Below are 25,222 nucleotides of genomic sequence, written 5' to 3'. Positions count from 1 at the left end.
GGAGGGCATTCTAATGGATCGCGAAATCGAGGCAAAGCTGCCGCACGGAGTGGCGCTCAGCTGGGGGATCGTCAAACAGCCTCAGCGGGGGCCGAAGCGTGAGATGAGCATAGAACAAATCGTGGATGCCGCGGTTTCCATCGCTGACAAGGAAGGGCTCGCCGCCGTTTCCATGAACCGGGTTGCGGCTTCCTTGGGTTTTACTACGATGTCTCTTTACAGGTATATTCCCAGCAAGGACGACCTGCTGCTGCTCATGCAGGAAGCCGTAAGTCACGTAGATTTGCCCGAGAAGGCGGAAGGCGAGCACTGGCGGGAAAGCCTGCGGAAATATGTACGAGTAGCTATGACGGTCTTCCGGGAGCATCCTTGGTTCGGAGATATACCGATTATGGGCGTCCCCATTACGCCAAACAACCTTCGGATGGTGGATTGGGCGCTTGGCGCGATGGAAGGACTCTGTCTGAACAACAGTGAGAAAATGTCCGTAATCCTCCTGTTAAGCAGTTATGCGCGAGCGACGGGCATGTTGGTTCGGGATATGGAACGTGCCATTCGGGCGGGCGCCAGTCCGGGCGCTGTCAGCGGAACGGATTACAGCGCCGCGTTGAAACAACTGGTCACAGCGGAACGTTTTCCGCATTTGCATCCGGTTTTTATGTCCGGTGCGTATACAGGCGAGAGCGACGAAGATCTCACCATCGGAAACGACTTTGATTTCGGCCTGGAGCGGATTCTGGACGGCATAGAGCATTACCTCAACTCCAAGCCGTCGGATAACTAAAAAACCGTCTGCAGCCCCAGCGGATCGCGGGCGCAGAACGGCTCAAAAAAAGCATAGAAGGCTGCCGATCAGTGGAGCTCGGCAGCCTTTGCAGGATATTAATCCATCTATTATTCGATCAACCAAGGTATGGGTGTAACCTTATTGTTCTCCCAATCTTCCCTGATGACCGCGTAGCCGACCGAGTCAAACAATTGCCCGGCTTGCCTCCAGTCCTCCCGCATTCTTATTACTGTGTAACCTCTGGCTCTAGGTCAGTTCATATTGGGTCAGCTGTTGCCGGCGCTTCGTGCCCCGAATCCCCAGTTGCGGAATCTGTTGGTGCCTGTTCCACAGGTGCCGAGTCCCCTGGAGGTGTTTCCAGAACCGACCCCGTATTTACTGCTGCACGGAACTTTTCGACGGCGCTGGCCAGCTTTTGTGCAGCTACATCGATATCCGCTTGTGCAGCTGATTTGTTGTTGAACATCTCTTCGGCCCGAGTGATCTCCGCCTGAAGTGCCGCCTTTGACCCTGATGGATATTGGCCCTCTTGATTTCCTTCGATTGCGGCATCATGAACGGCTTGTGCTTCTGCGATCAGCCCTTGCAGAGCCGTGAAGGTCGATGTCGGCGCGGTGCTGCTGCTTGCGTGTTCAATCTTGATATCGTCGAAGAATCCGCGTCCCAGACCGGTTTGACCGGTAGCGTTAAAAGAGACCATAACGCGATCTACAGTTTTCCCTGCAGCGACCAGCCCTATCTCAGACGTAATCAAGTTCCATTGGTCCGCTATGAGCTTGCCGCCAGCTCCTTGCTGCTGTGGATGCAGTCCGATGCCATGTTGATCCGTGGCTCCAAGATCGTGGAGATACGTACCGTCGGTAAAATGCAGGTCTACCGAAACATACTTACTTGTAGCCAAGGCACCGTTGAAATTAGCTTGAGGAAGTACCCAGTAAGACAACACGGTAGTAGGCTTAATGTCGAAGTCCACGTCAAACATCTCGTTGTAGGAATAATTCTCTACCGCGTCCAGGGCCCTGCCGGAATAGAGTATCGCTGTGCTGCTATCCCGCCCCGGTGTTCCCGGAATTGATTCTAATCCGCCTATGCCGCAACAGAATTCTCCTACGTTTTTAGCTATGATTTCCTGGTTGTTCCAATTCGGCATCACATCGCCCGCTTCCAATCCGGTAGCGAAGTCGATGCCTTCCTCATAGACCAGATCGGCAGCATCGATTGCTAATACTGTGACGTCAAAGATCTTGGTTTGTGTTACAGTTCCACGGGTTACCGTTGCAGTGAAGGTCAACTGCGCGTTCGGCTCTCCTTGTGCGGGACGTTTCACCATTCTGCCGTCATGGGTCATGACAGCCGTATCGGAGCTCTGCCAACTGATCTTGGTCCCGAATTCGAAGTTCTCGACAGGCAGCTTCAAACTTTTTCTAACGGCACTGGTATCGCCCAGAGATAATATTGAAATCGTCTCTGCCACTGCTTGGTTGTCGGTCAGCGGAGCCGATGGGTAGGCCATCAACTCAAACTCAGCCAAGGAAGTAACAGCTTCACCGCTGTTTGTGACAATTTCCAATCGATAGAAACTGTACGGCTTCGATTTCTTAATTGAGAATGCACGAGTAAAAGATCTCCACTGGAAGCTTTCATTGCTTCTCTCATCCAATAGATCCCACTTGGAGCCGTCATTAGAACCCTGGAGCACCCAGCTTTTCGGATCTCCGGCGGCTGTACCGGAAGTCAATGTATACATAACAGCTTCCCGTTTGCCGCTTAGGAATTCATATTGGATCCATGGCGTCTGGCTGGCGAAGTTGACGGTCGTTCTGGAGTTGTTGTCGAAAAGATTCCCGAGATTCGCATTGTTCTGGCTGTCGGTTGCCACCGCTGTTCCCGATGGGATCAATTTATCCGTCGCATCCCGGAATGGCCCGTCTTTTTTTGCGTTTATTATCATTGTTTCTGCTGTCATCATTGTCTTTGTTACGATCATCATGATCCTCTGTTTCATCCTCAGCTTCAACGCCCCATGAGCTAGGCTGTGCTGCCATTTCAAAGTCCAGTCTGGCGCCCCGGGCCAGCAAAGAATGAGACAATGTCGTGCTGTCATGGCTCTCTCCGTTCACCTTCAAGCTGCGAACATATTTGTTTTGTTTACTGTTATTCGGAGCGTTGATGACAATTTTCTTTCCGTTGTCAAGATTGATCGTAGCTTTCTTGAATAATGGCGCACCGATTGTGTATTCAGGACTCCCCATTTTGAGAGGATAGAAGCCGAGCGAACTGAAGATATACCAGCGGACATCTCGCCGTTATCTTCGTCGCCCGCATACCCTTGACCGATTTCACTGCCGATATAAAGACGGTCTAATACTTCGCGTACCTTTTCTTGTGTTTTCCAAGGTTGATCGGCGTAGTTGTAGATATAAGGGATGTGATGAGACGGTTGATTGCTGTGTCCGTACTGCCCCATTCTTACATCTCTGGCTTCTCTCATTTCGTGGATGACTCCACCGTAAGAACCGACATTCGCTGCAGTTTCAGGGATGCTGAAGAACTGATCCAATTTGGCAGCCAACTGGGCTTTACCGCCATACAGCTTCGCCAAGCCCTCACCGTCTTGCGGAACATGGAATGCCATATTCCAAGCATTCGTTTCCGTGTAGTCGCCTCCCCATTCTCTCGGATCGAAATCCGCCGGCGAGGATCTCCAATCTCCGCTTGGGGTTCTGCCCATAAAGAAGCCTGCGTCAGCGTTGAACATATTGATATAGTTATGTGCCCGATTCATGTAATACACAGAATCGTCCGTATATTGGCGATTCATAGGATCCTTCTTATCCGTTTTCTTCGCCAGTGCCTTTGCCAGGTTGGCAATGCCATAGTCGTTGATATATCCGTCCATCGCCCATGACAAACCTTCACCGGTGTCAGTGTTCGTGTAGCCGTCGAACACGGAAGTGGAAATGCCTTTTCTGCCTACATTTGCATTAGGAGGATTCACTGCGGCGTCTTTTAACGCCGAGTCGTAGAAGCTTTTCACATCAAAGTTGGTGACTCCTTTTAGATACGCATCGGCAAAAGCGACATTGGCGCTCGTGCCCACCATCAGGTTGGCGTATCCGGGTGAAGACCATCTCGAAATCCAGCCGCCGTCACGATAATGCTGTACGAATCCGTCGATTAATTCACCGGCCTTGTTCGGTGTTAACAAAGTGTATGCCGGCCATGTGGTACGGTAAGTATCCCAGAAGCCGTTGTTCACATAAGTCTTGCCATCAACGATCCGCGCGCATGTAGTCGTCGCGGTGCTTGTTCCGCAGCTTTGAATCGGTGTTTGATCCGCATGCTTGTATACCGGCTCTGCGTTTGTACCTACATTTTCATACGCAGAGTTCGGGTACAGATAAAGCCGGTACAAGTTGGAATACAAAGTGACCAGCTGATCCTCTGTCGCGCCTTCCACCTGAATCAATCCCATAATTTGATCCCACTGCGTCTGAGCCCTTTCTTTCACTGTCTCGAAAGTGTCCCCAGTTGAGATCTCCAGTTGTAAGTTTCTCTTAGCTTGATCCAAGCTGATCAGAGAGGTAGCAATTTTCATTGAGACAACTTTATCTACCGATGTGTCGAATTTAAGATATCCCTGCACATTAGCTCCGCCACCGCCGCCGCCAGTCAGCTTACCGCCGGCTGTTACCGGTTTGTCGATTTCAGCATAGATAAACATTCGCGTTGCGCCGGTCGACAGGCCGCTTCTCCGGTCCGAATATCCCGTTAGAGTGCCAGTGGCTGTGTCTAGTGTGAGCCCGCCGCTGTTATCCATATTGTCAAAAATAAGGTTCCCGGTATTACCGGTAAAGGTGAATCTGAACATTGCAGCGTGATCAGTCGGCGTAAACTCCGTTTTTATTCCATTCTCAAATGTGACTCCGTAGTAATACGGTTTGCCCACTTCGTTGGCATGTTTGAATGGCAAAGCACGTGCAGTACGGCTGATGTTTGGCGTCCCTTCTGCACCAGAGGGCATAAGATGGAACGTTTGGCGATCACCCATCCACGGACTTGGCTCATGACTTAAGGTGAACGCTTGAATCGTCGGGAGATTGTTGCCGTTATTGGCCTCATGATACCGGTATCCGAAATCTGAGCTCGCATTTGTTTTGGGAATCCAGAAATTAAACCCATGCGGCACAGCCACCGCCGGAATGTTATTTCCCCTGGAAAATGTCCCGTTGGCCTGAGTCCCTCTAAGAATATCTGTATATTCAGATAATCGGGAGTAGCTTTTCGCCGTAGGTTTACCCTCTATTTTAATGTCATCGATGGTTCCTTTGAACGCGCTTCCGTTAACAGCCGCAGGATTATCGTAACCGATTAGTATCCGCTTGACTGTTTTTCCGGAAGCCACTTCACCGATTTTAGCTTTTTTGAAGTTCCATTGATTGTTATACAGCGTCTTGGAGTTCCCTTGATCTTGCGGAGTCAACTTGACGCCATGCTGATCAACTGCACCGAGCTCATGAAGATATGTGCCATCTGTAAATGCTAAATCCACCGCTGCGTAAGTACTGGAATATTCCGTTTGCGCCGTGTCTGTAAATTCGGGAGCGATATAATAAGAGAGTTCCGTATCAGGCGTTACCTGAATATTAACATCGTAAATTTTGTTATAGGAATAGACTCTTCCATCGGCAATATGCTTCCTGAGAACGTAAATGCTTTGAGACCGGTCCAACCGACATTGGGCTTCGCCGCATAGAGGCCGGAAGGCCCGTTCGATACGAATGATTTCATATCACCAGGCGGCGGAGGAGGCAAAACTACGCCATCTGACAGCTGGAACTCCGCCAATTGGATGATATTCTCACCATGGTTTAGTGTGATATTAAGACGGTAGTACAGGAACGCTTTGTCATTGGAGAAGTCATATACGTTTGTGACGAAGCGCCCGCTGAAGTCTGATTGGTTCGGGTGTCGACCACAGTCCATGTCTGCCCGTCATCAGAACCCTCGAACGTCCAGTTTCTCGGGTCTCTTCCTGGGGCATCATTAGCTGAGGTCAGCGCATATTTCACCACCGCTGCCGGTTCGGAAAGCTTAAATTGAACCCAGCTGGTGGAGTTGAAATCCAGCCACTTTGAATTGCTATCGGAGTCAACAAGATTTCCGGCAACCTCACCGGCTCCTGTGTTTTCACCTCTGGCCTTAGCCTCTACGACCTTGTGCGTAATACTTCCGGGAATACCTGTAAAAGGAGCATTACCATCAACTCCGGAGCTCAATTGGTTACCCTGGGCATCCGTTTCAACAGTGCTTTCCCATGTGACTTGTGGATCGCCCGTTTCAAATGATGAATAGAAATCGCTGCCGTCGTTGGCAGCTGATGCGGTTCTATCTGCAGGGACATAGAGGATACCTGATATAAGAGCAATGCACACTGCAACAGGAAGAATTTTGCCGCTTGTTCGGTAGAACATTCGATGATACCTCCCAATGATTGATGTCACCCTTTAATAGAGCCAGCAAGCAATCCCCGGATAAAATAACGGCTAAGAAAAACATAAACGAGCAGTGTCGGTAAAGCAGCCAGTAAAGCACCGGCCATTTGCACGTTCCACTGCACGATCTGGCTCCCCGACAGATTCTGCAGCGCAACCATGATCGGCTGCTGCTTCTGCGATGTCAGAGTCACAGCAAAAAGGAATTCATTCCATATACTCGTAAACTGCCAAATAGCGACTACCACGAAACCCGTCAGCGACAGCGGCACCATCACATAGCGGTAAATCCCGAAGAATCCGCCACCGTCTATTTTTGCAGCCTCAAGCACTTCAGTCGGAACGCCGACATAGAAATTTCGGAACATCAAAGTACAGATCGGAAGTCCATATACCACATGAACGAGGATCAACCCCGGTATGGTGTTGTACAGATTGATCTTTTGCATGAACTGGATCAATGGTATGAGCACGCTCTGGTATGGGATGAACATTCCGAACAACATAATCGTGAACAGAACATCTGATCCTTTGAACCGCCACTTAGCCAATATATAGCCGTTCATCGATCCGAGTATGGAAGAGATGAGAGTTGCCGGGATTGCAAGCAAAAAGCTATTTGTCAGATTGGGCACCAGTTTGGTGAATGCTTGTTCATAACCGGCCAGACTGAAGCTGTTCGGCAGCTGCCACATTCGATCCAGTGTGATCTCATCTAAGCCTTTGACGCTGGTAACGAGCATGATATAAACCGGAACCAAGAAGAGAACGGCCAAAATGACTAATGTAACGTACATCAGCGCACGGTTAAACCGCTGCATCGTCATTAGCCCTCCCCCTTCCTCATGTTGGAGACGAGGTACGGCACTATTAGCAACGAAACGAGCAGCAGCATTATGATTGCGATACCGGCCCCTTGTGCGTAATGGTTGCCGCGGAAAGTTGTTTCAAACATGTAGACGCCGGGCACGTCTGTTACGAACATTGCTCCGGGCCCGGTCATCGCGTATACAAGGTCGAAGATCTTGAGTGAGATGTGAGCCAAAATAATAATAAGGCTCATCGTGATCGGTCTGAGCTGAGGGAGAATAACCTTTTGCAGAACCTGCCTTTCTGATGCCCCATCCACTCTGGCCGCTTCCCGAAGATCGTCGGGAATACCCCTCAAACCTGCAAGATACATGGCCATAGCAAAGCCGGACATCTGCCAGATGGCGGCAAGGGCTACTGAAATGATAGCAACGGGCAGACCGAATTCAATTTGACCCACATGGATCTTGGGCACGATATCCGTACTCACGAACCAGTTCGGAACGTTGTTAACTCCGATGGATTTCAATATCAGATTGATACCTGTTGTGGGGTTGAGGATCCATTGCCACACGACACCCGTTACAACAAAAGACAGGGCCATCGGAAAAATAAATATATTGCGAAAAAATGCTTCACCGCGCACCTTCCGGTCAACCATAACCGCTAAAAATAATCCGATAACCATGGCACCTAAGATGAAGAGAACGGTGAACATCAGCGTGTTTCTTAGATCCGACTGAAAGCGGAAATCCTGGAACAGAAATTTGTAATTATCCAAGCCTGCGAATGAAAAATCAGTGACAAGTGTATTCCACTCGGATAAGGATACATAACCGGTCCACGCGATAAATCCATAAACAAAAATCGCGATAGCCGCCACGGAAGGCAGAAGCATGAGCAGCGGGACGAGCTTGTCCGACTTCCGCCTGCTGCTGTGAACAGTCACGGCTGATATAACACCAGTTTTATTCGATTGTTCGGTTGAACGGAGTGAATTCATCAGTTCACACTCCAAGTAAGGCGGGCCGGACGCCTGCCTTGCCATCCGGCCCGGTTATTTTGGTTATTTCTTCATGCCGTTGGATTCCTGCGCTTGTTTCAGTGCTTTGGCAGTCTGCTCCACGTTTCCTTGCGTAACGAAAATATTAATCGCTTGGTTCGCCTGTGTCGTAAAGCCTTCCGGAGCTGCCGATCCATGAGCCATGCTTGGTGTAAGCTTGCTTTTCTTGAAGTCCTCTATGGTTGCTTTACCATACACATCGTATTTGCTTGCATCCGCATCGACCCGTGCAGGAATAGAGCCTTTTAGCGGGTTAAACACATCCTGGCCTTCCACGGACCCGAGCACCTTGAGAAACTCTTTTGCAGTAGCCTGGTCCTTGGATTCCTTCGGAAGCGCAAAAGTATCCGTGACAACCATAAATGTGCCTGTGGAACCTGGAGAGGCCACCCACCCGAAATCCTTATCCGCAGTTAGTTTCAAGTCGGTTGTGAAGTAACCTTTTGCCCAGTCTCCCATATTGTTCATTGCTGCTTCGCCCTTTGCGACCAGCTGGGCGGCATCCTGCCAATTCCGTGCCGCATGGTCTTTGTTGACGTACGTGAGCATCTTTTTGAACGTTTCCAGTGATTTGACCACTCGGGCGTCATCGAATGCAATCTCACCGGTCCATAGTTTTTTGTAATCCTCTGCACCGAGCTCGCCAAGGAGCACATTCTCAAACAGCATCGTCGCCGTCCATGGCTCTTTGTCACCCAGTGCAAGCGGTGTAATTCCCTTCGCCTGAAGCGCATCCGCAACTTTGAAGAACTCTTCAAAGGTAGTGGGCGCTTTCAGCCCATTGTCGTCGAATATTTTTTTGTTGTAGAAGATCACGTTTCCACGATGGATATTGACCGGCACAGAATAGATATTGCCGTCCTTACTGACCATGTCAATCAGGTCTTTCGGGAATTTGTCTTTCCACCCTTCCTGATCGTACAAATCATTCAATGGACTTACTTTATCCGCGGCAACCCAGCCGGTGTTAAGCTCCGCCCCTCCATGAACCTGGAATGCGGACGGCGGATCTCCGCCCTGCATCCGGCTCGCCAGCACGGCTTTCGCGTTTGTACCGGCGCCTCCGGCTACTGCAGCGTTGATGACTTCAATATCAGGCTGCTTTTGCTTAAAGAGATCGATGAGCGCCAGCAGTCCCGCCTCTTCGCCGGCTCCCGTCCACCAGCTGAAGATCTCCACTTTCTTGTCTCCCTGCTCAGCCGGTTCCGGTGATGCAGGCTCCGTCGAAGCAGGAGTCGTCTCAGCGGGCGTCGATGCCGGAGGGCTGCTGCTCTGGCTCGGCGACGCATCTGAATTCGAGTTCCCGCCGCAAGCAGTCAATACCATACTGAGCAGGAAGATAGCCGACAGAATTACACTAAATTTTCGTTTCACGTTTACTTCCCCTTTCACCCTTTTTGGAATGTAAGCGTTTTACACAATAATCATAGTCAATCGGCCAATCTTTTTTAATGCGGTAATTCTATCTTTTATTCCGATTTTGTGCACAGATCAGCTTAGGCTGCTCCTTCAAGCAAAACGCGCACGGTAATCGCCGGGTGACATTCCCGTCTGTCTTTGGAACCATTCGCTGAAGTAACGGGCATTCGGATAGCCTACGGATTCACCGACCTGGTAAATTTTAAGCGTACTGTTGCTGAGAAGTTGACAGGCTCTTTCAATTCTCATTTGCGATAGACAATCACTGAATGACTTCCCGGTTTCCTGACGGAATAACCGGCTTAAATAATTCGAAGTTACGAACAACTGATCTGCGATTTGGGCAAGATGGATGTCTTCCGTATATCGGTCAGTGATAATTTGGAGCGCCTTTTTAATGAGGTAGGAGGCGGGTTGCTCCAAATTGAGCAGTCCGGCCGAATCATGATTCGAAAACTGCGGGGCAGCGGAACATAAACTTTTTGCTTTTTGCAGAACGATTTCAATCTCTTGTACATCTGTGGGCTTAAGTAAGTAGTCCACCGCTCCAAGCCGCAACGCTTCTTGAGCATATTTGAAATCACCATATCCGCTTAGAAAGATGACCTTAGGGAACTGCAGGGTACCCGATTCCCCTTGTGAGCGCAACCTTGAAACGAGCTCCAATCCGGTCATATTGGGCATGCGAATATCGGATACTACAATATCAATCGGATGGCTCTCCAAATAAACCGCCGCCTCAAGCCCATCCTTAAATACTTCTACAAGCTCGATTCCGAGCGCCCCCCAATTGATATGCTCACTCAGACCTTCCCGGATCCATTCCTCATCATCGATAATAACAGCACGGCATATTGAGGCGTTCAAATCGAATTCCTCCATCCTATCGAGAATTTCGGTTCATCCGTCCGGTAAGCTGGCGCAGCTCTTGCGCAGCCTCCGAGAAGCTGTCTTTAGCACTCTCATACATGGTGACGATCTTCGCCAACGCTTTCTCTTCTATATCTACCATCGCCGGGTAGTAACTGACGGAAGGTTCGTTCTTGGCAATGCCCATTGTTTCCAAGATCAAGGAGAAATCAGGCCGCGTTTCTCGAAAAGACACATCTCCCAGAATCGAGCGTCTGGCCGGTACGCCTCCGTTCCTCGCATAGACAGCGCCTCCCCGTTTGCCCGTTGCAAATTTGATAAACTCCCAAGCCTCCAGCGGGTGGTTGGAGCTGGCGTTGATGGCAAGGGTCCATCCATGCTGAAAAGGTACTCGGGTGATTCGTCCACTTGCGTCTTTGATGCCCGGCACCATTGCGATTCGGATTGCATCTTTGAAAGGGCTGTTGCTGTTTTTAATCATGGGATATGCTGCATTCCAATATGGAGCCGCCATCGCGGCCTCGCCCATGAGAAGACCTTCCCGCGTTCTCGAAAAATCCCAATTGAGCAGGTCTTGCGGCACAATTTTTTGCCTTATCAATTTTTCCAGATATTCTCCCGCTTGAATCGAGGCGATGCTGTCGAACTGCACATTGCCTTCTTTCTCAGTCAGCACATCGCCCCCATGCGACCACAACAAAGAAGCGAATATTTTTGTTCTTTCCTCCGGCGCGACAGCGGGCATCGTCAGACCCCAGACTGTAGGCGAGTCAGAGTTGATGCTTTTCGTGAATCTTAACGCTGTCTTGTACAATTCGTCCCATGTTTCCGGCGGCTGCGGAATCAAATCGCTGCGATAATAAAGAAAATGGGTGCTGATATCTGTGGGGAGCGCATACGTGATTCCTTGATAGCGATAAACGGCAAGAAAATCATCCAGATCAAGGGCGTCCAAATCGGTCAAGTTTGTGTCTTGCATAAAAGGATCCAGAGGCAATATGGCACGCGCTGAGGCAAATTGAGCTATAGACGTATTGGGTACTGAGACGATATCGAACGCTTCTGTGCCGGCAAGCAGTTGGGTTCCTACCGAAGTAAAATAAACATCTCTGCCAAGTTCCGTAAATTCCACTTTGATTCCGGTTTCCTTCTCGAAGATTGTGGATATTTGCCGCAGCGCGCCTGACTCGGTTCCTGTTCGGATCAATACCTTGATCTTCTTCTGGCCGGCCGCCACCTGTGGCGGATCGAGAGGCATTTGCTCCAACAATATGAGGCTGCTCACAGCCCATATCAAGAGAAGCACGAAAGATAGGAAAACCAATCGGTTGTTTTTCACGCCCATCCCTGCTGCACCTCTTTCTCTGTTTTGCTGAGTGCGTTAATGAGCATATGGAATGCTTACGAACACGATTGTCCCCTGTTCACGTCCGGGCGAAAGCGAAATGCCGTAATCCGCACCGAACGCCATTTGGATTCTCTGCTGCACGTTCCGCAGACCCAGATGGTCAGTGGCCGATGGGTCATCCATTAGTCGATTTGCATATTCCACATTGATGGGTAAGCCTGTGTTCTCGACGGAAATACACACTCGGTCTTCTGCCCGGTGTGCACTAACCGTAATAATTCCGCCGTCCGGGCTTTTTGATATGCCATGCTCAATAGCGTTTTCGATAATGGGCTGCAGAATAAGTGGCATGATAGGGACAGCAGAAACAGAGGGATCCACATTAATGTCATAGGAAAGTTTATCCCTGTAACGAAAGGATTGAATTTGCAAATAGTTCTCGACATGTTCAATCTCTTTGCCTAATGTCGTCCATTCCTGTCCGGAGCTTAAAGTGAACCGGAAAAATCGGCCTAACGCCGTAACCAACTTGCTGATGGAGTCCGCTTTGTGTTTCTTTGACATCCAGTAAATCATGTCCAATGTGTTATATAAAAAATGGGGATGAATCTGCATCTGTAAAGCTTGGAGCAGTGCCTCTCTTTTTTCCTTCTGCTGCACCTCGTTTTCATGAATCAGCTGCTGGACCCGCTCCATCAACAGGTTGAAATTCACTTGCAGCATACCGATTTCCCGAATGGAACCGAGCTCATCCCTCACATGCAGATTGTTTTTTGAAGCAAAGGACATTAATCTGGCCAAATGAATAACCGGTTTGGAAATGGCCGTAGCCAGCAGAAAAGACACGATGACAGAAACAACGGCGCCGAATATCGCGATGATCAGCAAGTAACGCAAAATCGTTTGGGAAGATCCTTGTAATTCATCTAATGGTACGAGTGCAGTCATCTTCCAACCGCTTATTGGGGATGAGTCAGAGGCAAGCAGCCAATTTTCGTCAACAACCTGCAGTCCTTGACTCTCGGATGACAAAGATTTAATTACCTCGTTCACTTTGTCGTTATGTAACAATTGAGGATTCTGCTGATAAAGCACATCACCATTGTTAGCCGATACCAGTATAGAACCGGTTGCGCCGATTTGTACTTTATCCAGGTATTCTTTCAAAAACAGGTCATTGAATTGCACGAACAAGTAGCCTCTAAGCTGCCCTGTATTACTATCAATCAGACGCCTTGCCGCTGTTACCGAAGCTCTGACGGGAGTCTGGAAGCCGACTTCCGCGCGATAGATCGCTTGTTGCTCAGTGAACCAGCTCATTTTTAGAGGACGCCGATCAACCTCTTGAATCACTTCTTTATAGTTATGCTCGTTTACTTGGGAGATGGAATAGAAGGAGTTATCGGTAGAAAGAACATTCCCGTCCGGCGTGATGAAATAGATGGCGCGAATGTGTTCCAGCCTGCCGCGAAACAACTTGGAGTATACGAGATCTTTGAATTTCTGATTGGCGTCGAACAATAGATAAGCCGACTCCTGAGTGCCGTCGATAAACTGTAACGATTGTTCATATACCAAGGCCCATGTAAGCCGGTCAATCTCAGAGAGATTGGCATCGAGCGCACGATGTGATTGTTCAACGGTCTGAAGCAGATATTGGCTCATCTGTTTTTGAGACAGCTGAGCTTCCTTCTTGTAGGTCACGAAAGTGATCACTACTAAAGGGAAAATCATGAGAAGCAGAAATATGGAGAGCAATATCGTTCGAATAGATATTGAGTTGCTGAATGACAAGCGAGCCAACAATCTGTTCACCGGGAAACCCCTTTGACAAGTTTTGTAAGGCACCACTAATGTAGCATGCAGCAGTGAAAAAACCTGTCGAACTTAGTGATTGGTAAGACAAATCGTTCCAAGCATGGGACGCATGGGTAACAAGAAGACCAAGCGAGCCTTTTCAGGCTCGCTTGGTCTTCTGCGCAATTACTCCTTTAATTACATTTTTGCTTATTTTGCTGCGTACCGTTGGAATCCGTATTTAAAATCCCAAGGCTGTACAAATTTCGCGTCGCCGGGCAAGCATGCACGAACTTCCCGAAGAATACTCTGCTCAACCGATTCGCTCCCTCTCATTAATGCTGTTCAATTCATTCTACTATAAACCGATAACATTTATTGATAGACAAAATTACCTCGTTGCAGATACTATTAAATGAAACAAACATGATAAGAAAAAGGTGATGATCTCTTTGAACCCGCGTTTGATCCATGCGAATGAAAAATCTTTGTTTATAGTTTGCATATTAATGAGTATCGGAATTTATTTCAGTCTAATTATGTCGATAGTAGGTATCCCGTATCTTATCATCGGCTTATTGGTCAGCTTTTTCCTGCATGGCCTGATGATCGGGCATATCCGTTCGAACGGCGTGAAATTGAGCCCTCAGCAGTTTGCCACGGTATACGGAAAAATGCGCGAATTATGTGCCCTGATGGATATTAAGAAAGTTCCGGATGTGTATGTTCTGCAGTCGGATGGCATGCTCAACGCATTCGCTACCCGATTCTTCGGCCGCAACATGGTCGTGCTGTATTCGAACTTGTTTGAATTAATCGAAACCGGGGAAGAGGAGGAGCTCACATACGTTCTTGCACATGAGCTTGCGCATATCAAACGAAACCATATGAGCAAAAATCTGTTGATCCTTCCGGCCATGTGGGTCCCGTTTATCGGCAAAGCGTACTCCCGTGGCTGTGAATACACGTGTGACCGCATTGCTGCCGTTTTTACCGGAAACGCAAATGCGGCCATTCGCGGGTTGACGATTCTGGCGATAGGTCGGACGCTGCACAAAAGGTTGAACGTTCCCGAATATGTCGCGGAAAGTGCCAAGGAAGGCGGCTTCTTCGTATGGCTAAGCCAAGTGACGTCGACGCATCCTCCGCTCCCCCAACGGATAGTTAAAATCGAACATTTGCAGTCCTATCCTGAAAACTACGGTTATCGCACGACGTCCTTCGAACGGGACTTGTCCGCTTGATCCGAACTCATGCCAAACGCAAAAGGCACCCGAAACTCGGGTGCCTTTTGCGTTTGGTTTACATTCCAATTAGGAGACCGCTGCGCCTCTGGTTTCGGCGATGAAGCCTTTGGTCACCAGTACGACACGGGAGCTTTCATCGGATGGCGTGTATCCTTTTTCCAGCAGGTCGTTAATGTGCAGCTTGTTGTAAATAAAGCAGAATACCAAGTTGGAAACACCGAAGGTGAGAGAACTGCAAATGAATTGAATGATGGCCCATTTCCAGTCGCCCCGGAACAGCGCCGGGAAAAAGGCGAAGAAGAAGGTCGTCCATGAAAACCCGACTTTCCGTTGTTTAATCATTCCAACTTGGTTGCGAAGATTGATGTACATCCATTGTCCCCTTTTCAAATAGGTGATATGTCCTATGAAAGTAGTATAATTCGACACCACCTGAAAAGAAAGTCCAAAAATTTACAAATTATTTATATATGCACCATTTAGTTTGCAATAACCGGCACCACAAAAAAACCGACCGCAAGAGTCGGCTTTTCCGCAGTCCTTCATATAATGTCCAACGGCGGCATTCTCGAGAACATGCTGCTTCGTCGAAGCTTTCGGAATGGCGGTCCAGGTTGGAAACTCCCCACCTCAGTATTTTCCCCTCTTCCACCAGTTTCTCCATGCCTTCGATCGTCTCGCTGAGCGGCACGCTGCCTCGCCAGTGAAGTAAATAAAGATCAAGCCGATCGGTTTTCAGCCTTCTTAAGCTTTCCTCACAGCTTTTGCCGATCTGACTTTGTCCTGCATGATGAGGGTACACCTTGGATACCAAGAACACTTGGTCCCTGATCCGTCGATTGCTTCCCCGACCAAGGACTCCGATCGCCCATCCCCGCACATCTCCGCCGTACCGATCACGTTCATTCCGAGCTCCACCCCGAATCTCAACGTGGAGATTTCTTCTTGGGCGGTGGATGCGCTATCTCCGATATACCAAGTCCCTTGACCCAATCTTGGCAGCAAAGTTCCATCCGGAAGCTTCACCCTGTGCTCGTTCAGGCTCTTCTTTATTCGGTCTATCTCATCTCGCTCGATTGTCGCCATTTTCTCATTCCCTTACTCGTCAGTTCCTTCCGCTCCTGCAGAGAACAGAAACCGGAAACGGCTTCGAGAGTCTTACAGAGTAATAATGATATAGTCTTCTGCTATCAGATCGGCTATGCTGGCATGACCTTCATTGCCCTTCGACGGCGTGATATTCGCCTTCTGAACGTCTTCCTCAACGCCAAAAGCCGCGGCGCAATGCTCGCAAGCCTCGATTATGCCAAGAGCTTTGACTTTCTTGTACAATGGGTTCAACGTGTGCCCAGGGTCTTCCAATCGGCGAATCCACACCGTACCTTCCCCATCGAATATCAATCTCACTTTATTGCCGGCCGAGTGGATTTCCTCTGCGTACAATAAACCGTGAACGGCTCTGCCCAATTCCTTTTCACCTGCATGTACGAAAATCGCCACTTTTTTCATGTTCGTCACCCCTTTCGGTTTTTACCCCATTCGTTGTTATTTCCAATTTGCCCGTACCTATTTAAGATATTTGACTGTAGAATCTGAAAATCAAAAAGAACCCTTGCTCCGCAAGGGTCCTTCATTTATCTTATTGAACTCAGAACGGAAACTTGCGGAATTCATGCTGCAGTGACACCCATTTGGTGATGGTGAATTCCTCCACGATCCACGGATTCCCGAAACGTCCGCTGCCGCTTGCTTTGTTGCCGCCGAACGGAACGTTGGGCGCGTCGTTGACCGTTTGGTCATTAATGTGCGTCATGCCGCTGTCGATTTGGAGAGCATACCGTTCACCCTTCTCCATATCGCTTGTGAAGATGGCGGAACTTAATCCATACAGCGTCTCCCCCGCCATCCGGATGGCATCGTCATCGGTTTCCGCTTTAATGATGGTGGCTATAGGGGCGAACAGCTCCGTCTGTGCCAGCTTACTGTCATTGTCTACGTCAACGAATACATAAGGGGTGATGACGCTGCCCTCACGTTTGCCTTCCAGCGCCATTTTCACGCCGTCCAGCTTGGCTTCTTCAATTACGTTCAACGCCTTTTCGAGCTGCCGTTCGTTAACGATGGGTCCGATAATCGTTTTCGGATCTCTCGGATCACCGCATGGAATGGCTTTCGCTCTTTCCACGAATTTGGCGACGAACTCGTCGTATTTGTCCTTGTGGACGATGAGACGGTTGATGATCATGCAGATCTGCCCTTGATGGATGAATTTGCCGAAGATCGCGGCGTCGACCGCGCGATCCACGTCCGCGTCCGACAACACGACGAACGGGCTGTTGCCCCCGAGTTCAAGAATGACCCGCTTTAGATTCTGTCCCGCGATAGAGCCAATATGCCGACCGACCGCAGTCGAGCCGGTGAAGCTGATCAAATTCGGAATCGGGTTGGTCAGCATCTCGTCCCCAATTTCCGAAATGTCGGTCAACACCACGTTGAAAACTCCCGGCGGGAGGCCGGCGTACTCGAACGCTTTGGCCAGAACGGAGCCGCCCGTCAATCCGACTTGGATGTCGGGCTTGTGCACAACGCTGTTGCCCAGCGCAATCGCCGGCGCGATCGTTCGCATGGAGAGGTTCATCGGGAAGTTGAAAGGCGAGATGGAAGCCACAACGCCCAAAGGAAGCCGATGAATATGGTTGACCTTGCCCGGAATGTGGGCGGGGACTTCCCGAACCTTGTAGATTTCGTCCGCGTAGTGGAGGGCCTCCTCCAGGAGCTCTAAGGTGAGGTGGACTTCCACGTTGGCTTTCAGTTGGCTTCCGCCTGTTTCGCGTACGACTAGATCCACAATACTTTCACGGTTTTCTTTTAAATATTCCGCCGCCTTGTGAAGAACTTCCTTTCTCTGCTCCGCAGTGGATCGGGCCCACTCTTTCTGGGCTTTCTTCGCAATCTCGAAAGACTCCCTGACCTGTTCGAGCGACGCGAGCCGCACCGACGTCACTACCGATTGATCATAAGGGTTCAAAATCTCGTAGGTCCTTCCGCTGTTGCCTTCCGTCCATACGCCGTTCAAGTAACTTTTGTTTGCGCTTTCAAAAGCGGTTGCCGTGGTCATGCCAGAACACCTCTTCCGATTGAAATTTCTTGAAAAATGTAAGCCTTTACTAGGTATAATACATCAAGACTGTTCTATAGAGAATACATGCATTGCGAAATGAAAACAAAAAACCGCCCCAAGGTCCCCACCTCGGAACGGTTTCCATGGCCAACAAGATTACACGGTGATTTTGTCACCGCGGAACGCCTTCACTTTCTCCATCAGCGCTTTCACTCGTTGAACATCCACATGGTTTTCGAACACGCCGTCATATTTAAAGGTGGTACCTACCACTGCGCCGTCTGCGACGGACAATTGGCGTTCCACATTTTCCAGCCGGATCCCCGTATTCGCGAGTACGACCGTACTGCCGGCGTTGTTCTTCACGCGTTGCAGAATCTCGTCGTTCGTCTCTGCGCCCGCCGTTAATCCCGATACGCACAACGCATCCGGCCTGTTATTGAATACCGTGGATTTCACGATGCTCTCGATATCGCGGTCGGCAACGTACTTCGCAGCCTCCGGCACGATATTGAACAGCAGCTTCACATTGCTCGCTCCTACGCGATGCTGGTGCCGGATCGTTTCGCCTACGTTCGTATTCCACAGCCCGAAATCGCTCGCATATACGCCGGTGAAGATCTCACGCACAAATTTGGCGCCTGTCGCGGCAGCCAGGTCAAGAGACTTTTTCGCGTCCCACAACACGTTCACGCCGAACGGGATTTTGATCACCGGCATCAGCTCCCCGATAATGCGGGCCATGGCGGCTACCGTTTCGGTTTTGACATCCGTCAAATACGGCAGGCTGAACTCGTTGGAGAACATCACGGCATCGACGCCGCCTTCTTGCAGGGCGAGAAAATCCTTACGAGCCATCTCAATCGCATAATCCATGCCTTTGGCGGGGTCGTAAGACGGATCTCCCGGAAGGGGCAGCAAATGACACATGGCGATGATGGCTTTTTCCGTACCGATGACGTCTTTTAACCAGGTCATTGTTTCTCACTCCAATATATTGATGGTTTTATTGTGCCTGCGGTTTCCCTCTGCTCACTCGGATGAACGCGATGCTAAGCAGCAAGATGACGAGCAGCAAAAGATAAGACATCGCGGACGCATACCCTGTATCGAGAAACGTGTAAGCCTGCTTATAGATGTGGTAGCTGATCACTTCTGTGGTTGTGCCGGGACCGCCTTTGGTCAGGACGAAGATCAGGTCATAGGTTTTGATGGCCGTGATCGCCCGGAACAGGATGGCGACAATGATCGTCTCCTTCATCAGAGGAACCGTTATGGTCCAAAATGTCTGCAGCCTGCCCGCTCCGTCGATTTTGGCCGCTTCGTACGGTTCGCTAGGCATCGAAACCAGGCCAGCGAGCAGCAGCAAAATCATGAACGGAACCTGATGCCATATATCGATCATAACCACGGTGAACATCGCCAGACTAGAATCCCCCAGCCAAGCATGGCCCTCGACCCCGAACAGGCTAAGCATGTAATTTACGATCCCGAGATCGGGGTGAAGAAGCAATCTCCAGATGAGGCCGACCGCAACCGGGGTGATGAGCATCGGGATGATGATGATCGTGAAAAATATTTTTTTACCGAATCGAATGCGGTTTAGCATCAGTGCGACTATGAATCCAAACACAAACTCAAGCGTTACGACCAATACTGTAAACACAGTGGTCGTCCATACAGAGCCGATAAAATGCGTATCGTGAAAAATCCGTATGTAGTTGTCCAGCCCGATGAAGTCTCCCAGCCCTCTCCGCTTCAAGGAAGAATCCGTGAAACTCATGAAAAGGGCATATATAAGCGGATAGAGCACCGTAGCCGCGAGGACAATCATCGACGGAAGGAAGAAAATAAGGAACGATTTTCTTTTCTCCGAAAGCATCGGCACACACCCCCTCTCTGCACCGCATCAATCTGAATTGCCGCTTACTTCAACTGCCCGACGTCTTTAGCCACCGTGTCCAGCGCATCTTTCGGAGATTTCCCGCCGGATACCGCTTCGGACAGCTCGCGACCGAGAATTTCGATCAGTTGCGGCGCTTGAGGAATGATTGGAATCATCTTGGATGCTTCGAGAATCTTCTGAACTTTCACATAGTGCGGGAACTGACCCAGCACGTCGCTGTCGGCAAGCACATCTTTACGGGTCGGAGATCCGCCCAACAGAGCGCGTTCCTTCGCCGCATCAAAAGACTCAATCCATTTGAGATACTGCCAGGAAGCTTCCTTGTCTTCGGCATTTTTCGGAATCGCCCATCCCCATCCGCCGTTAAGCGAGGTTCCGCCCGGCACGCTGGCGATGTCGACCTTGCCCGCCACTTTCGATTCGGCGGCATTTTGCAGCTTTGGCAGCATCCAGTTGTAGGTAATGAACGAGGCGGCATTGCCTTGCGCGAATACGTTGAACGCTTCATCAAATCCAAAGCCGGCGGCTCCCTTCGGAGCGGCATTTTTCATATTGTCGACGTACAGTTCGAGTGCTTTGACCGCCTTGTCGTCATTGATTCTCAACGTATTGTCGCCGTTGTAGAAGTCTCCTCCGGAGCTGTATAAGTAATTGAGCCATTCTACGCTGATCGGGTCAGGGCGCAGTCCCATCATGACGGAGCCGTACATGGATTCGCCCTTCTGCTTGGTGATGAATTTGCTGATGTTCACGTACTCTTCCAAAGTGTCCGGAATTTTCAGCTCTTTACCCGCTTCCGCCTGGTACTTGCTTTTGAGATCGGCATCCTCAAATACATCCTTACGATAGATTAGAGCCATCGCATAATTGTAGAAAGGAAGCATATAGGTTGTTCCTTCTACTTGGCCGACCATATCGAACATCGATTTCAGATAGACGCTCGTATCAAACTTGTCCCTCTTTATAAAGGAATCCAGCGGTTCGAGCCAGCCTGCGTCCGTGAACTCGCCGACCCAATAGTTGTCTACGACAATCAAATCATAGCTGCTAGTCGCTCCAAGAAGTTGAGGCACGAGCTTCTCATGCATTGAAGCGTAGTTGACGGCCTCAATATTGACTTTAATGCCTGTCTCTTGGGTGAATTTCTCCGTGACTTTCTGCACCATCTCAGTGTCAGGTACAGTTTCCATAAGAATATTAAGCTCTTTCTTGCTGCCACCTTTACCCGAGGCCGCAGGCGCGGAAGAACTTGCCCCCTCGCCGCCTTTACCGGAACTGCAGGCCGTGACAAGCGATAAAATCAGAATCGTTACGATACCCAACAGCCAGTGCTTTTTCATCCGAAATATTCCCCCTTATTTGATTGAACCCGTCGTCATGCCGTTTACCAGGTACTTTTGTATGAATAGAGACAGGATGACGACCGGAAGAATGATGATCACCGTCGCGGCGCACAACTCGGCGATCATGACGCCTTGCTGCGTTTCCATGTTGGCGATCGCTACCGGAAGCGTCCTGGACCCCGTACCGGTCAGAACCAGTGCGAACAAGAATTCATTCCATGCGAGCAGAAAACTCAGGATGCCGGCCGCCATGATCCCCGGTGCGGCTAACGGAAGGACGACTTTCGTGAACGCCTGCATTTTCGTACAGCCATCCATTTCGCAGGCTTCGTCCAAGTCTTTGGGGATCGTCTCGAAGAACCCGATAAGCAGCCAAATCATATACGGCAGATTGAAAGAGAGGTAAGTGACGATCAACGTTTCCCAGGAATCGAGCATGTCCAGGCTTTTGACCATCAGGAAAATCGGAATCACCATGACGATCGGCGGCAGCATTTGCGTCACCAATACGGCAATGCGGAGGAAGTTGCCTCCCTTCGAACTGCGGGCAATCCAGTAAGCCGCCATCGCGCCCAGGAATACGGCGATCAATGTCGATACAAGCGAGACGAGCATACTGTTAAAAAAATACTTGCCGAACGGATTATCAGAGAAGATCGCGCGGTAATTGTCCAGCGTCGGCGTAACGAACCATTGGGGCGGTATTTGATAAGCGACCGCCTTGGTTGTGAAGGATGTTCGGATGATCCACAAGATCGGCAGAAGAAAAATGAGAGAACATGCGATTAGGGCGATATAGGTAATACGGTTGAGCAACTTGTCGCTAAAGCTTAGATTCATTGGCTATCACCTCCCGCGCATCACTTCGAGTTCCTCGAGAGAGTCGATAATGGTGCACTCAAACGCCATCATCTTCTCTCTCATCATGTTGTCATCGGGAATGCCCACTCCGATGCTGCCGGCCGCTTGCGCCATCTGCACATCCACGTAGGAGTCGCCGATCATCATGATTCTGTTCAGCGGTATGCCCAGTAAGTCAGAGATGAGGATGAGCATATCCGGATTCGGCTTGCCTCGTTTCACCTCCACTGGAGTGACGATAAACCGAAGAGCATCTGCACGATCGAACTGATCCACGGATACGCGCGTTCTATGAGCATCGTCCGAGGTGGCAATACCGTATGGAATCCCGGCTTCCCTAAGCTGCTGGAAAATGGCGGGAAACCCGGGTTTGGGAAGCAGCGCTTTGCGAACGTCAAACCTTATGTCCGACTGATGGAACGCCTGCGACGCCATGCTTCGGCATGCTTCCCATTCCTGACCAGTAGCTTCATGCAACAGCGACGCGGTCACGATCGTCTCCTCATAAGGGGAGGCGATCGCGAAGATGCCGGCGGGGTGAATGCTTACGACCTTGCCGTCTTCGCGCTCAACGCCGAATAGGCTGCACCACTTGTCGATGGGAAACCCCTCGTACTCACTAAGCGTTTCAATTCGAATCTCTGCAAGCGCCTTCCAAAAATACTGAGAATCGAACAGCAATCCGTCTTTATCGAAAACAACGGCGTCAACGTCGAAGATTTCCTTGCCCGCCCGTATTTGGGTCACATCATGTGCGCTCCGCCGGTAATGTCCATCGCCTCGCCGGTAATGAAATCCGCTTCCGGTGAAGCGAGGAAGCCCACAGCCTTCGCCACATCGTCGGGCGTGCAGAGCCTGGCCAACGGAGTTTCGTAATGTATTCCGCCTTTACTGCCTCCGTCGTCATGCCGCGCAATCCGGCTTCCCATTCCAGCTCCCTGTCCTGCATGCTCGTCTTAACAAAACCGGGACACACGCAGTTGACGGTTATGTTCAATGGTGCGAGCTCAATCGCGGCACTCTGGGTGAAGCCGAGAACCGCATACTTCGAAGCTGTATAATGGGCGAGCAGCGGAGCCGCTCTCTTGGCCGCCATTGAGGCCGTATTTACGATCTTCCCGCAGCCGTTCTTCCTCATATAAGGAATCACTGCCTGGGTACAGAAGAAGACGCCTTTGATATTCACATCAAAATTGAAGTCCCATTCCTTCTCGGTGAGGTTCTCGATCGTGTTCATTGTCGACACGCCGGCGTTGTTGATCAGAATATCGATGGTGCCGTACTCCGCGGCGACTTCCTCAAACACGCGAACCACTTCCGCACGATCGGTGACATCCAGCTTCTTGGCCCCGTGGGCCGGCGACTGCGCAGCCAATTGGGATTTGGTATCTTCCGCCGCTTCCAGACGCATGTCGGTTACGACTACTGTCGCTCCCATTGCTGCGAGCTTACGAGCGATGCTCTGACCGATGCCGGCGCCGCCGCCCGTTACCAAGGCGACCTTATGATTTAAAGGCAATGACATGGTAATCTCTCTCCCTTAGTAAAGTTTTTGAACGGCTGCAAAAGACGGCTGCAATTGCTTGTACAAGTCCCGATAGATTCGATAGCTCTTATCGTAAACGTCCGAATGGGACGGAATCGGGGAGAAATCACGGTACTCGTCTAAGAAGCTGTGGATCTTATTCCAATCGGTGAACATCCCCGTCGACTTGCCTGCCACGAAAGCGACTCCCAGCGCGGAACCCGGATGCGATGGGAACGAACGAATATCGCTTTTCAGTACATCGGCTGCAATTTGGCACCAAAACTTACTTTTGGCCCCTCCGTTGGTGGCATAAATCTTGTTCGGACGGTAGCCGAGAGACTCAAGCACTTCGATATGATGGCGAAATCCATAGATCACAGCTTCAAGAATCGCTCGGAATATATGTCCCCGGCCGTGTGTCAGGGTGAGCCCGAACATCACGCCTCTTGCCTCAGGGTCGAAGATGGGCGTCTTCTCGCCAAGAAAATAAGGAAGAATGATGAGACCATCCGATCCTGGCTTCACTTGCAGTGCGGCCGCGTCCAGTTCGGCGAAAATCCCCTCGGACGATTCGCGCAAAATATCTTTGATATACCATTTGACCAATGATCCGCTGGCCGCCATGCAGCCATTGAGCAAATACCGATCGGGAACAACATGGTAATCGAAAAACAATTCCGGCGTGGTCACGATCTGGTTGGTACAGTAGAGAATGTCTCCTGCTCCTCCAAATTTGATCAGCAGGTCGCCTTCTTCTACAATGCCTGCAGCCAATGTCGACGCGACATGGTCAGCACTTCCCGCGATAACCGGGATGCCCCCCGGAAGACTGGTCGCCTGCGCCGCCAAACTTGTTATCGTTCCGACAATTTCGGATGATGCGTGAACTTGAGGGAACATAGAATGCGGGATGTCACAGGCATCCAATTGATCGGTGAGCCAGCCTCCACGACGAATGTCGTACATACCGCTCTCGACCGCCCAGTTCACCTCAATGGACGTTTGGCCGGTCAACAGATACGTGATATAGTCGTAAGAACCGAGTACGGTGGCAGTTTTTGACCAAACTTCGGGTTCGTTCGCCTTCACCCACAACAGACGCGGAAGAACATGCTGTTGATTGGTGAACCCGCCGGTGAGTTCATATAATCGCTGTTGATCCAATTTGTTTTTCAACATTTCAATTTCATTGGTCGACCTGGCGTCATTCTGTTGGATTGAGCGTCGAAGCGGCAGCCCCTGGTCATCCAGCATGACAATTGCCGGTACCATTCCGCTTACTCCGACCGCTTCGATATGAGAAGCTGCGCCAGGAACCTTGTCGAGAATTTGACGGATAACCGAAACAGTATTCGCCCACCACTGCTCGGCATTTTCTTCGGCCCAGCCGATTTTCTCCGAGTAAAGGTCGTGAGGTGCGTTAGTCTCGTATATGATTCTGCCTTCTTGGCTGATCAGAAGGGCTTTAACCGAAGTTGTGCCGATATCGATTCCCAGTGCGTAGCGGGACATCGCGAATTCCCCCCTGGATGAACCCTTAGTTCCAATACAAATATGTATGCACTTTATTTTCTGAATATATCACGATGTTTAATTATGGTCAATTAATAAACATATAATGATCTTG

20 protein-coding genes and 3 pseudogenes are annotated in these 25,222 nt (G+C 50.1%); 2 read left to right on the top strand and 21 right to left on the bottom strand.

All coding sequences use genetic code 11. From position 1 onward, the window contains the following. The first annotated feature begins 13 nt into the window (after positions 1-13). Positions 14-784 carry a TetR/AcrR family transcriptional regulator gene (locus tag SD71_RS10345; RefSeq protein WP_041062393.1) on the top strand — a complete coding sequence of 257 codons (771 nt, stop codon included), beginning with the start codon at positions 14-16 and terminating at the stop codon, positions 782-784. Positions 785-1,043: 259 nt separating this feature from the next. Here SD71_RS10345 and SD71_RS23050 read toward each other — a convergent pair whose 3' ends face one another. The 9 genes and pseudogenes from SD71_RS23050 to SD71_RS10305 all read right to left on the bottom strand — a co-directional run bounded on the left by SD71_RS23050 (position 1,044) and on the right by SD71_RS10305 (position 13,607). After that, positions 1,044-2,777 carry an immunoglobulin-like domain-containing protein gene (locus tag SD71_RS23050; protein ID WP_161793369.1) on the bottom strand — a complete coding sequence of 578 codons (1,734 nt, stop codon included), beginning with the start codon at positions 2,775-2,777 and terminating at the stop codon, positions 1,044-1,046. After that, a pseudogene (locus tag SD71_RS10335) lies at positions 2,689-5,192 on the bottom strand (GH92 family glycosyl hydrolase). Before SD71_RS10335 ends, SD71_RS23050 begins: the two are co-directional and overlap by 89 nt. A gap of 466 nt (positions 5,193-5,658) precedes the next feature. Then, the gene (locus tag SD71_RS24420; protein WP_200889584.1) at positions 5,659-6,261 is read right to left on the bottom strand and encodes a discoidin domain-containing protein; all 603 of its coding nucleotides are present in this window, start codon (positions 6,259-6,261) and stop codon (positions 5,659-5,661) included. A gap of 26 nt (positions 6,262-6,287) precedes the next feature. Continuing rightward, the gene (locus SD71_RS10330; protein WP_041062387.1) at positions 6,288-7,109 is read right to left on the bottom strand and encodes a carbohydrate ABC transporter permease; all 822 of its coding nucleotides are present in this window, start codon (positions 7,107-7,109) and stop codon (positions 6,288-6,290) included. Next, the gene (locus tag SD71_RS10325) at positions 7,109-8,095 is read right to left on the bottom strand and encodes a carbohydrate ABC transporter permease (protein ID WP_041062384.1); all 987 of its coding nucleotides are present in this window, start codon (positions 8,093-8,095) and stop codon (positions 7,109-7,111) included. The genes SD71_RS10330 and SD71_RS10325 overlap by 1 nt, the downstream gene beginning before the upstream one ends. A 63-nt stretch (positions 8,096-8,158) precedes the next feature. Beyond that, positions 8,159-9,529, bottom strand: a complete 1,371-nt coding sequence (locus SD71_RS10320) for an ABC transporter substrate-binding protein (protein ID WP_235427070.1) — start codon at positions 9,527-9,529, stop codon at positions 8,159-8,161. A 135-nt stretch (positions 9,530-9,664) separates the two neighbouring features. Then, on the bottom strand, positions 9,665-10,441 hold the full coding sequence (locus tag SD71_RS10315) for a response regulator transcription factor (protein ID WP_041062381.1): 777 nt from the start codon (positions 10,439-10,441) through the stop codon (positions 9,665-9,667). Between the two features lie 16 nt (positions 10,442-10,457). Further along, on the bottom strand, positions 10,458-11,783 hold the full coding sequence (locus SD71_RS10310; protein ID WP_161793368.1) for an ABC transporter substrate-binding protein: 1,326 nt from the start codon (positions 11,781-11,783) through the stop codon (positions 10,458-10,460). A 42-nt stretch (positions 11,784-11,825) separates the two neighbouring features. Continuing rightward, complete coding sequence (locus SD71_RS10305; protein WP_041062375.1) at positions 11,826-13,607, bottom strand: cache domain-containing sensor histidine kinase; 1,782 nt, start codon at positions 13,605-13,607, stop codon at positions 11,826-11,828. A gap of 434 nt (positions 13,608-14,041) precedes the next feature. Here SD71_RS10305 and SD71_RS10300 point away from each other — a divergent pair, with 434 nt between their 5' ends. Further along, positions 14,042-14,833, top strand: a complete 792-nt coding sequence (locus SD71_RS10300; protein WP_235427069.1) for a M48 family metallopeptidase — start codon at positions 14,042-14,044, stop codon at positions 14,831-14,833. Positions 14,834-14,902: 69 nt separating this feature from the next. Here SD71_RS10300 and SD71_RS10295 read toward each other — a convergent pair whose 3' ends face one another. From SD71_RS10295 to SD71_RS10245, 12 genes and pseudogenes are all read right to left on the bottom strand, one after another. After that, positions 14,903-15,208 (bottom strand): hypothetical protein, encoded by a 306-nt coding sequence (locus SD71_RS10295; protein WP_041062372.1) that lies wholly within the window; start codon positions 15,206-15,208, stop codon positions 14,903-14,905. A gap of 235 nt (positions 15,209-15,443) precedes the next feature. Continuing rightward, positions 15,444-15,922 (bottom strand): annotated as a pseudogene (locus SD71_RS23045) (aldo/keto reductase); the annotation flags it as partial. Between the two features lie 72 nt (positions 15,923-15,994). Beyond that, positions 15,995-16,345 (bottom strand): DsrE family protein, encoded by a 351-nt coding sequence (locus tag SD71_RS10285; protein ID WP_041062369.1) that lies wholly within the window; start codon positions 16,343-16,345, stop codon positions 15,995-15,997. Positions 16,346-16,484: 139 nt separating this feature from the next. Beyond that, entirely contained in the window at positions 16,485-17,954 is a 1,470-nt protein-coding gene (locus tag SD71_RS10280) for an aldehyde dehydrogenase family protein (protein ID WP_041062366.1), read from the bottom strand. 159 nt (positions 17,955-18,113) lie between these two features. After that, positions 18,114-18,935 (bottom strand): BtpA/SgcQ family protein, encoded by an 822-nt coding sequence (locus tag SD71_RS10275; protein ID WP_041062363.1) that lies wholly within the window; start codon positions 18,933-18,935, stop codon positions 18,114-18,116. 28 nt (positions 18,936-18,963) lie between these two features. Next, positions 18,964-19,839 (bottom strand): carbohydrate ABC transporter permease, encoded by an 876-nt coding sequence (locus SD71_RS10270; protein WP_041062361.1) that lies wholly within the window; start codon positions 19,837-19,839, stop codon positions 18,964-18,966. Between the two features lie 44 nt (positions 19,840-19,883). Beyond that, positions 19,884-21,203, bottom strand: a complete 1,320-nt coding sequence (locus SD71_RS10265) for an ABC transporter substrate-binding protein (protein WP_082034169.1) — start codon at positions 21,201-21,203, stop codon at positions 19,884-19,886. Between the two features lie 15 nt (positions 21,204-21,218). Then, positions 21,219-22,046 (bottom strand): carbohydrate ABC transporter permease, encoded by an 828-nt coding sequence (locus SD71_RS10260; RefSeq protein WP_041062359.1) that lies wholly within the window; start codon positions 22,044-22,046, stop codon positions 21,219-21,221. 6 nt (positions 22,047-22,052) lie between these two features. Then, positions 22,053-22,814 carry an HAD family hydrolase gene (locus tag SD71_RS10255; protein WP_041062356.1) on the bottom strand — a complete coding sequence of 254 codons (762 nt, stop codon included), beginning with the start codon at positions 22,812-22,814 and terminating at the stop codon, positions 22,053-22,055. Beyond that, positions 22,811-22,996, bottom strand: a complete 186-nt coding sequence (locus SD71_RS26195; protein ID WP_407637534.1) for an SDR family oxidoreductase — start codon at positions 22,994-22,996, stop codon at positions 22,811-22,813. Before SD71_RS26195 ends, SD71_RS10255 begins: the two co-directional genes overlap by 4 nt. A 53-nt stretch (positions 22,997-23,049) precedes the next feature. After that, positions 23,050-23,592 (bottom strand): annotated as a pseudogene (locus SD71_RS10250) (SDR family NAD(P)-dependent oxidoreductase); the annotation flags it as partial. 15 nt (positions 23,593-23,607) lie between these two features. Beyond that, the gene (locus tag SD71_RS10245; RefSeq protein ID WP_041062354.1) at positions 23,608-25,107 is read right to left on the bottom strand and encodes an FGGY-family carbohydrate kinase; all 1,500 of its coding nucleotides are present in this window, start codon (positions 25,105-25,107) and stop codon (positions 23,608-23,610) included. Positions 25,108-25,222: the final 115 nt, after the last annotated feature.

The sequence above is a fragment of the Cohnella kolymensis genome, from assembly GCF_000829465.1.
GTDB lineage: Bacteria > Bacillota > Bacilli > Paenibacillales > Paenibacillaceae > Cohnella > Cohnella kolymensis.
This window is presented reverse-complemented; position numbering and strand designations above follow the sequence as displayed.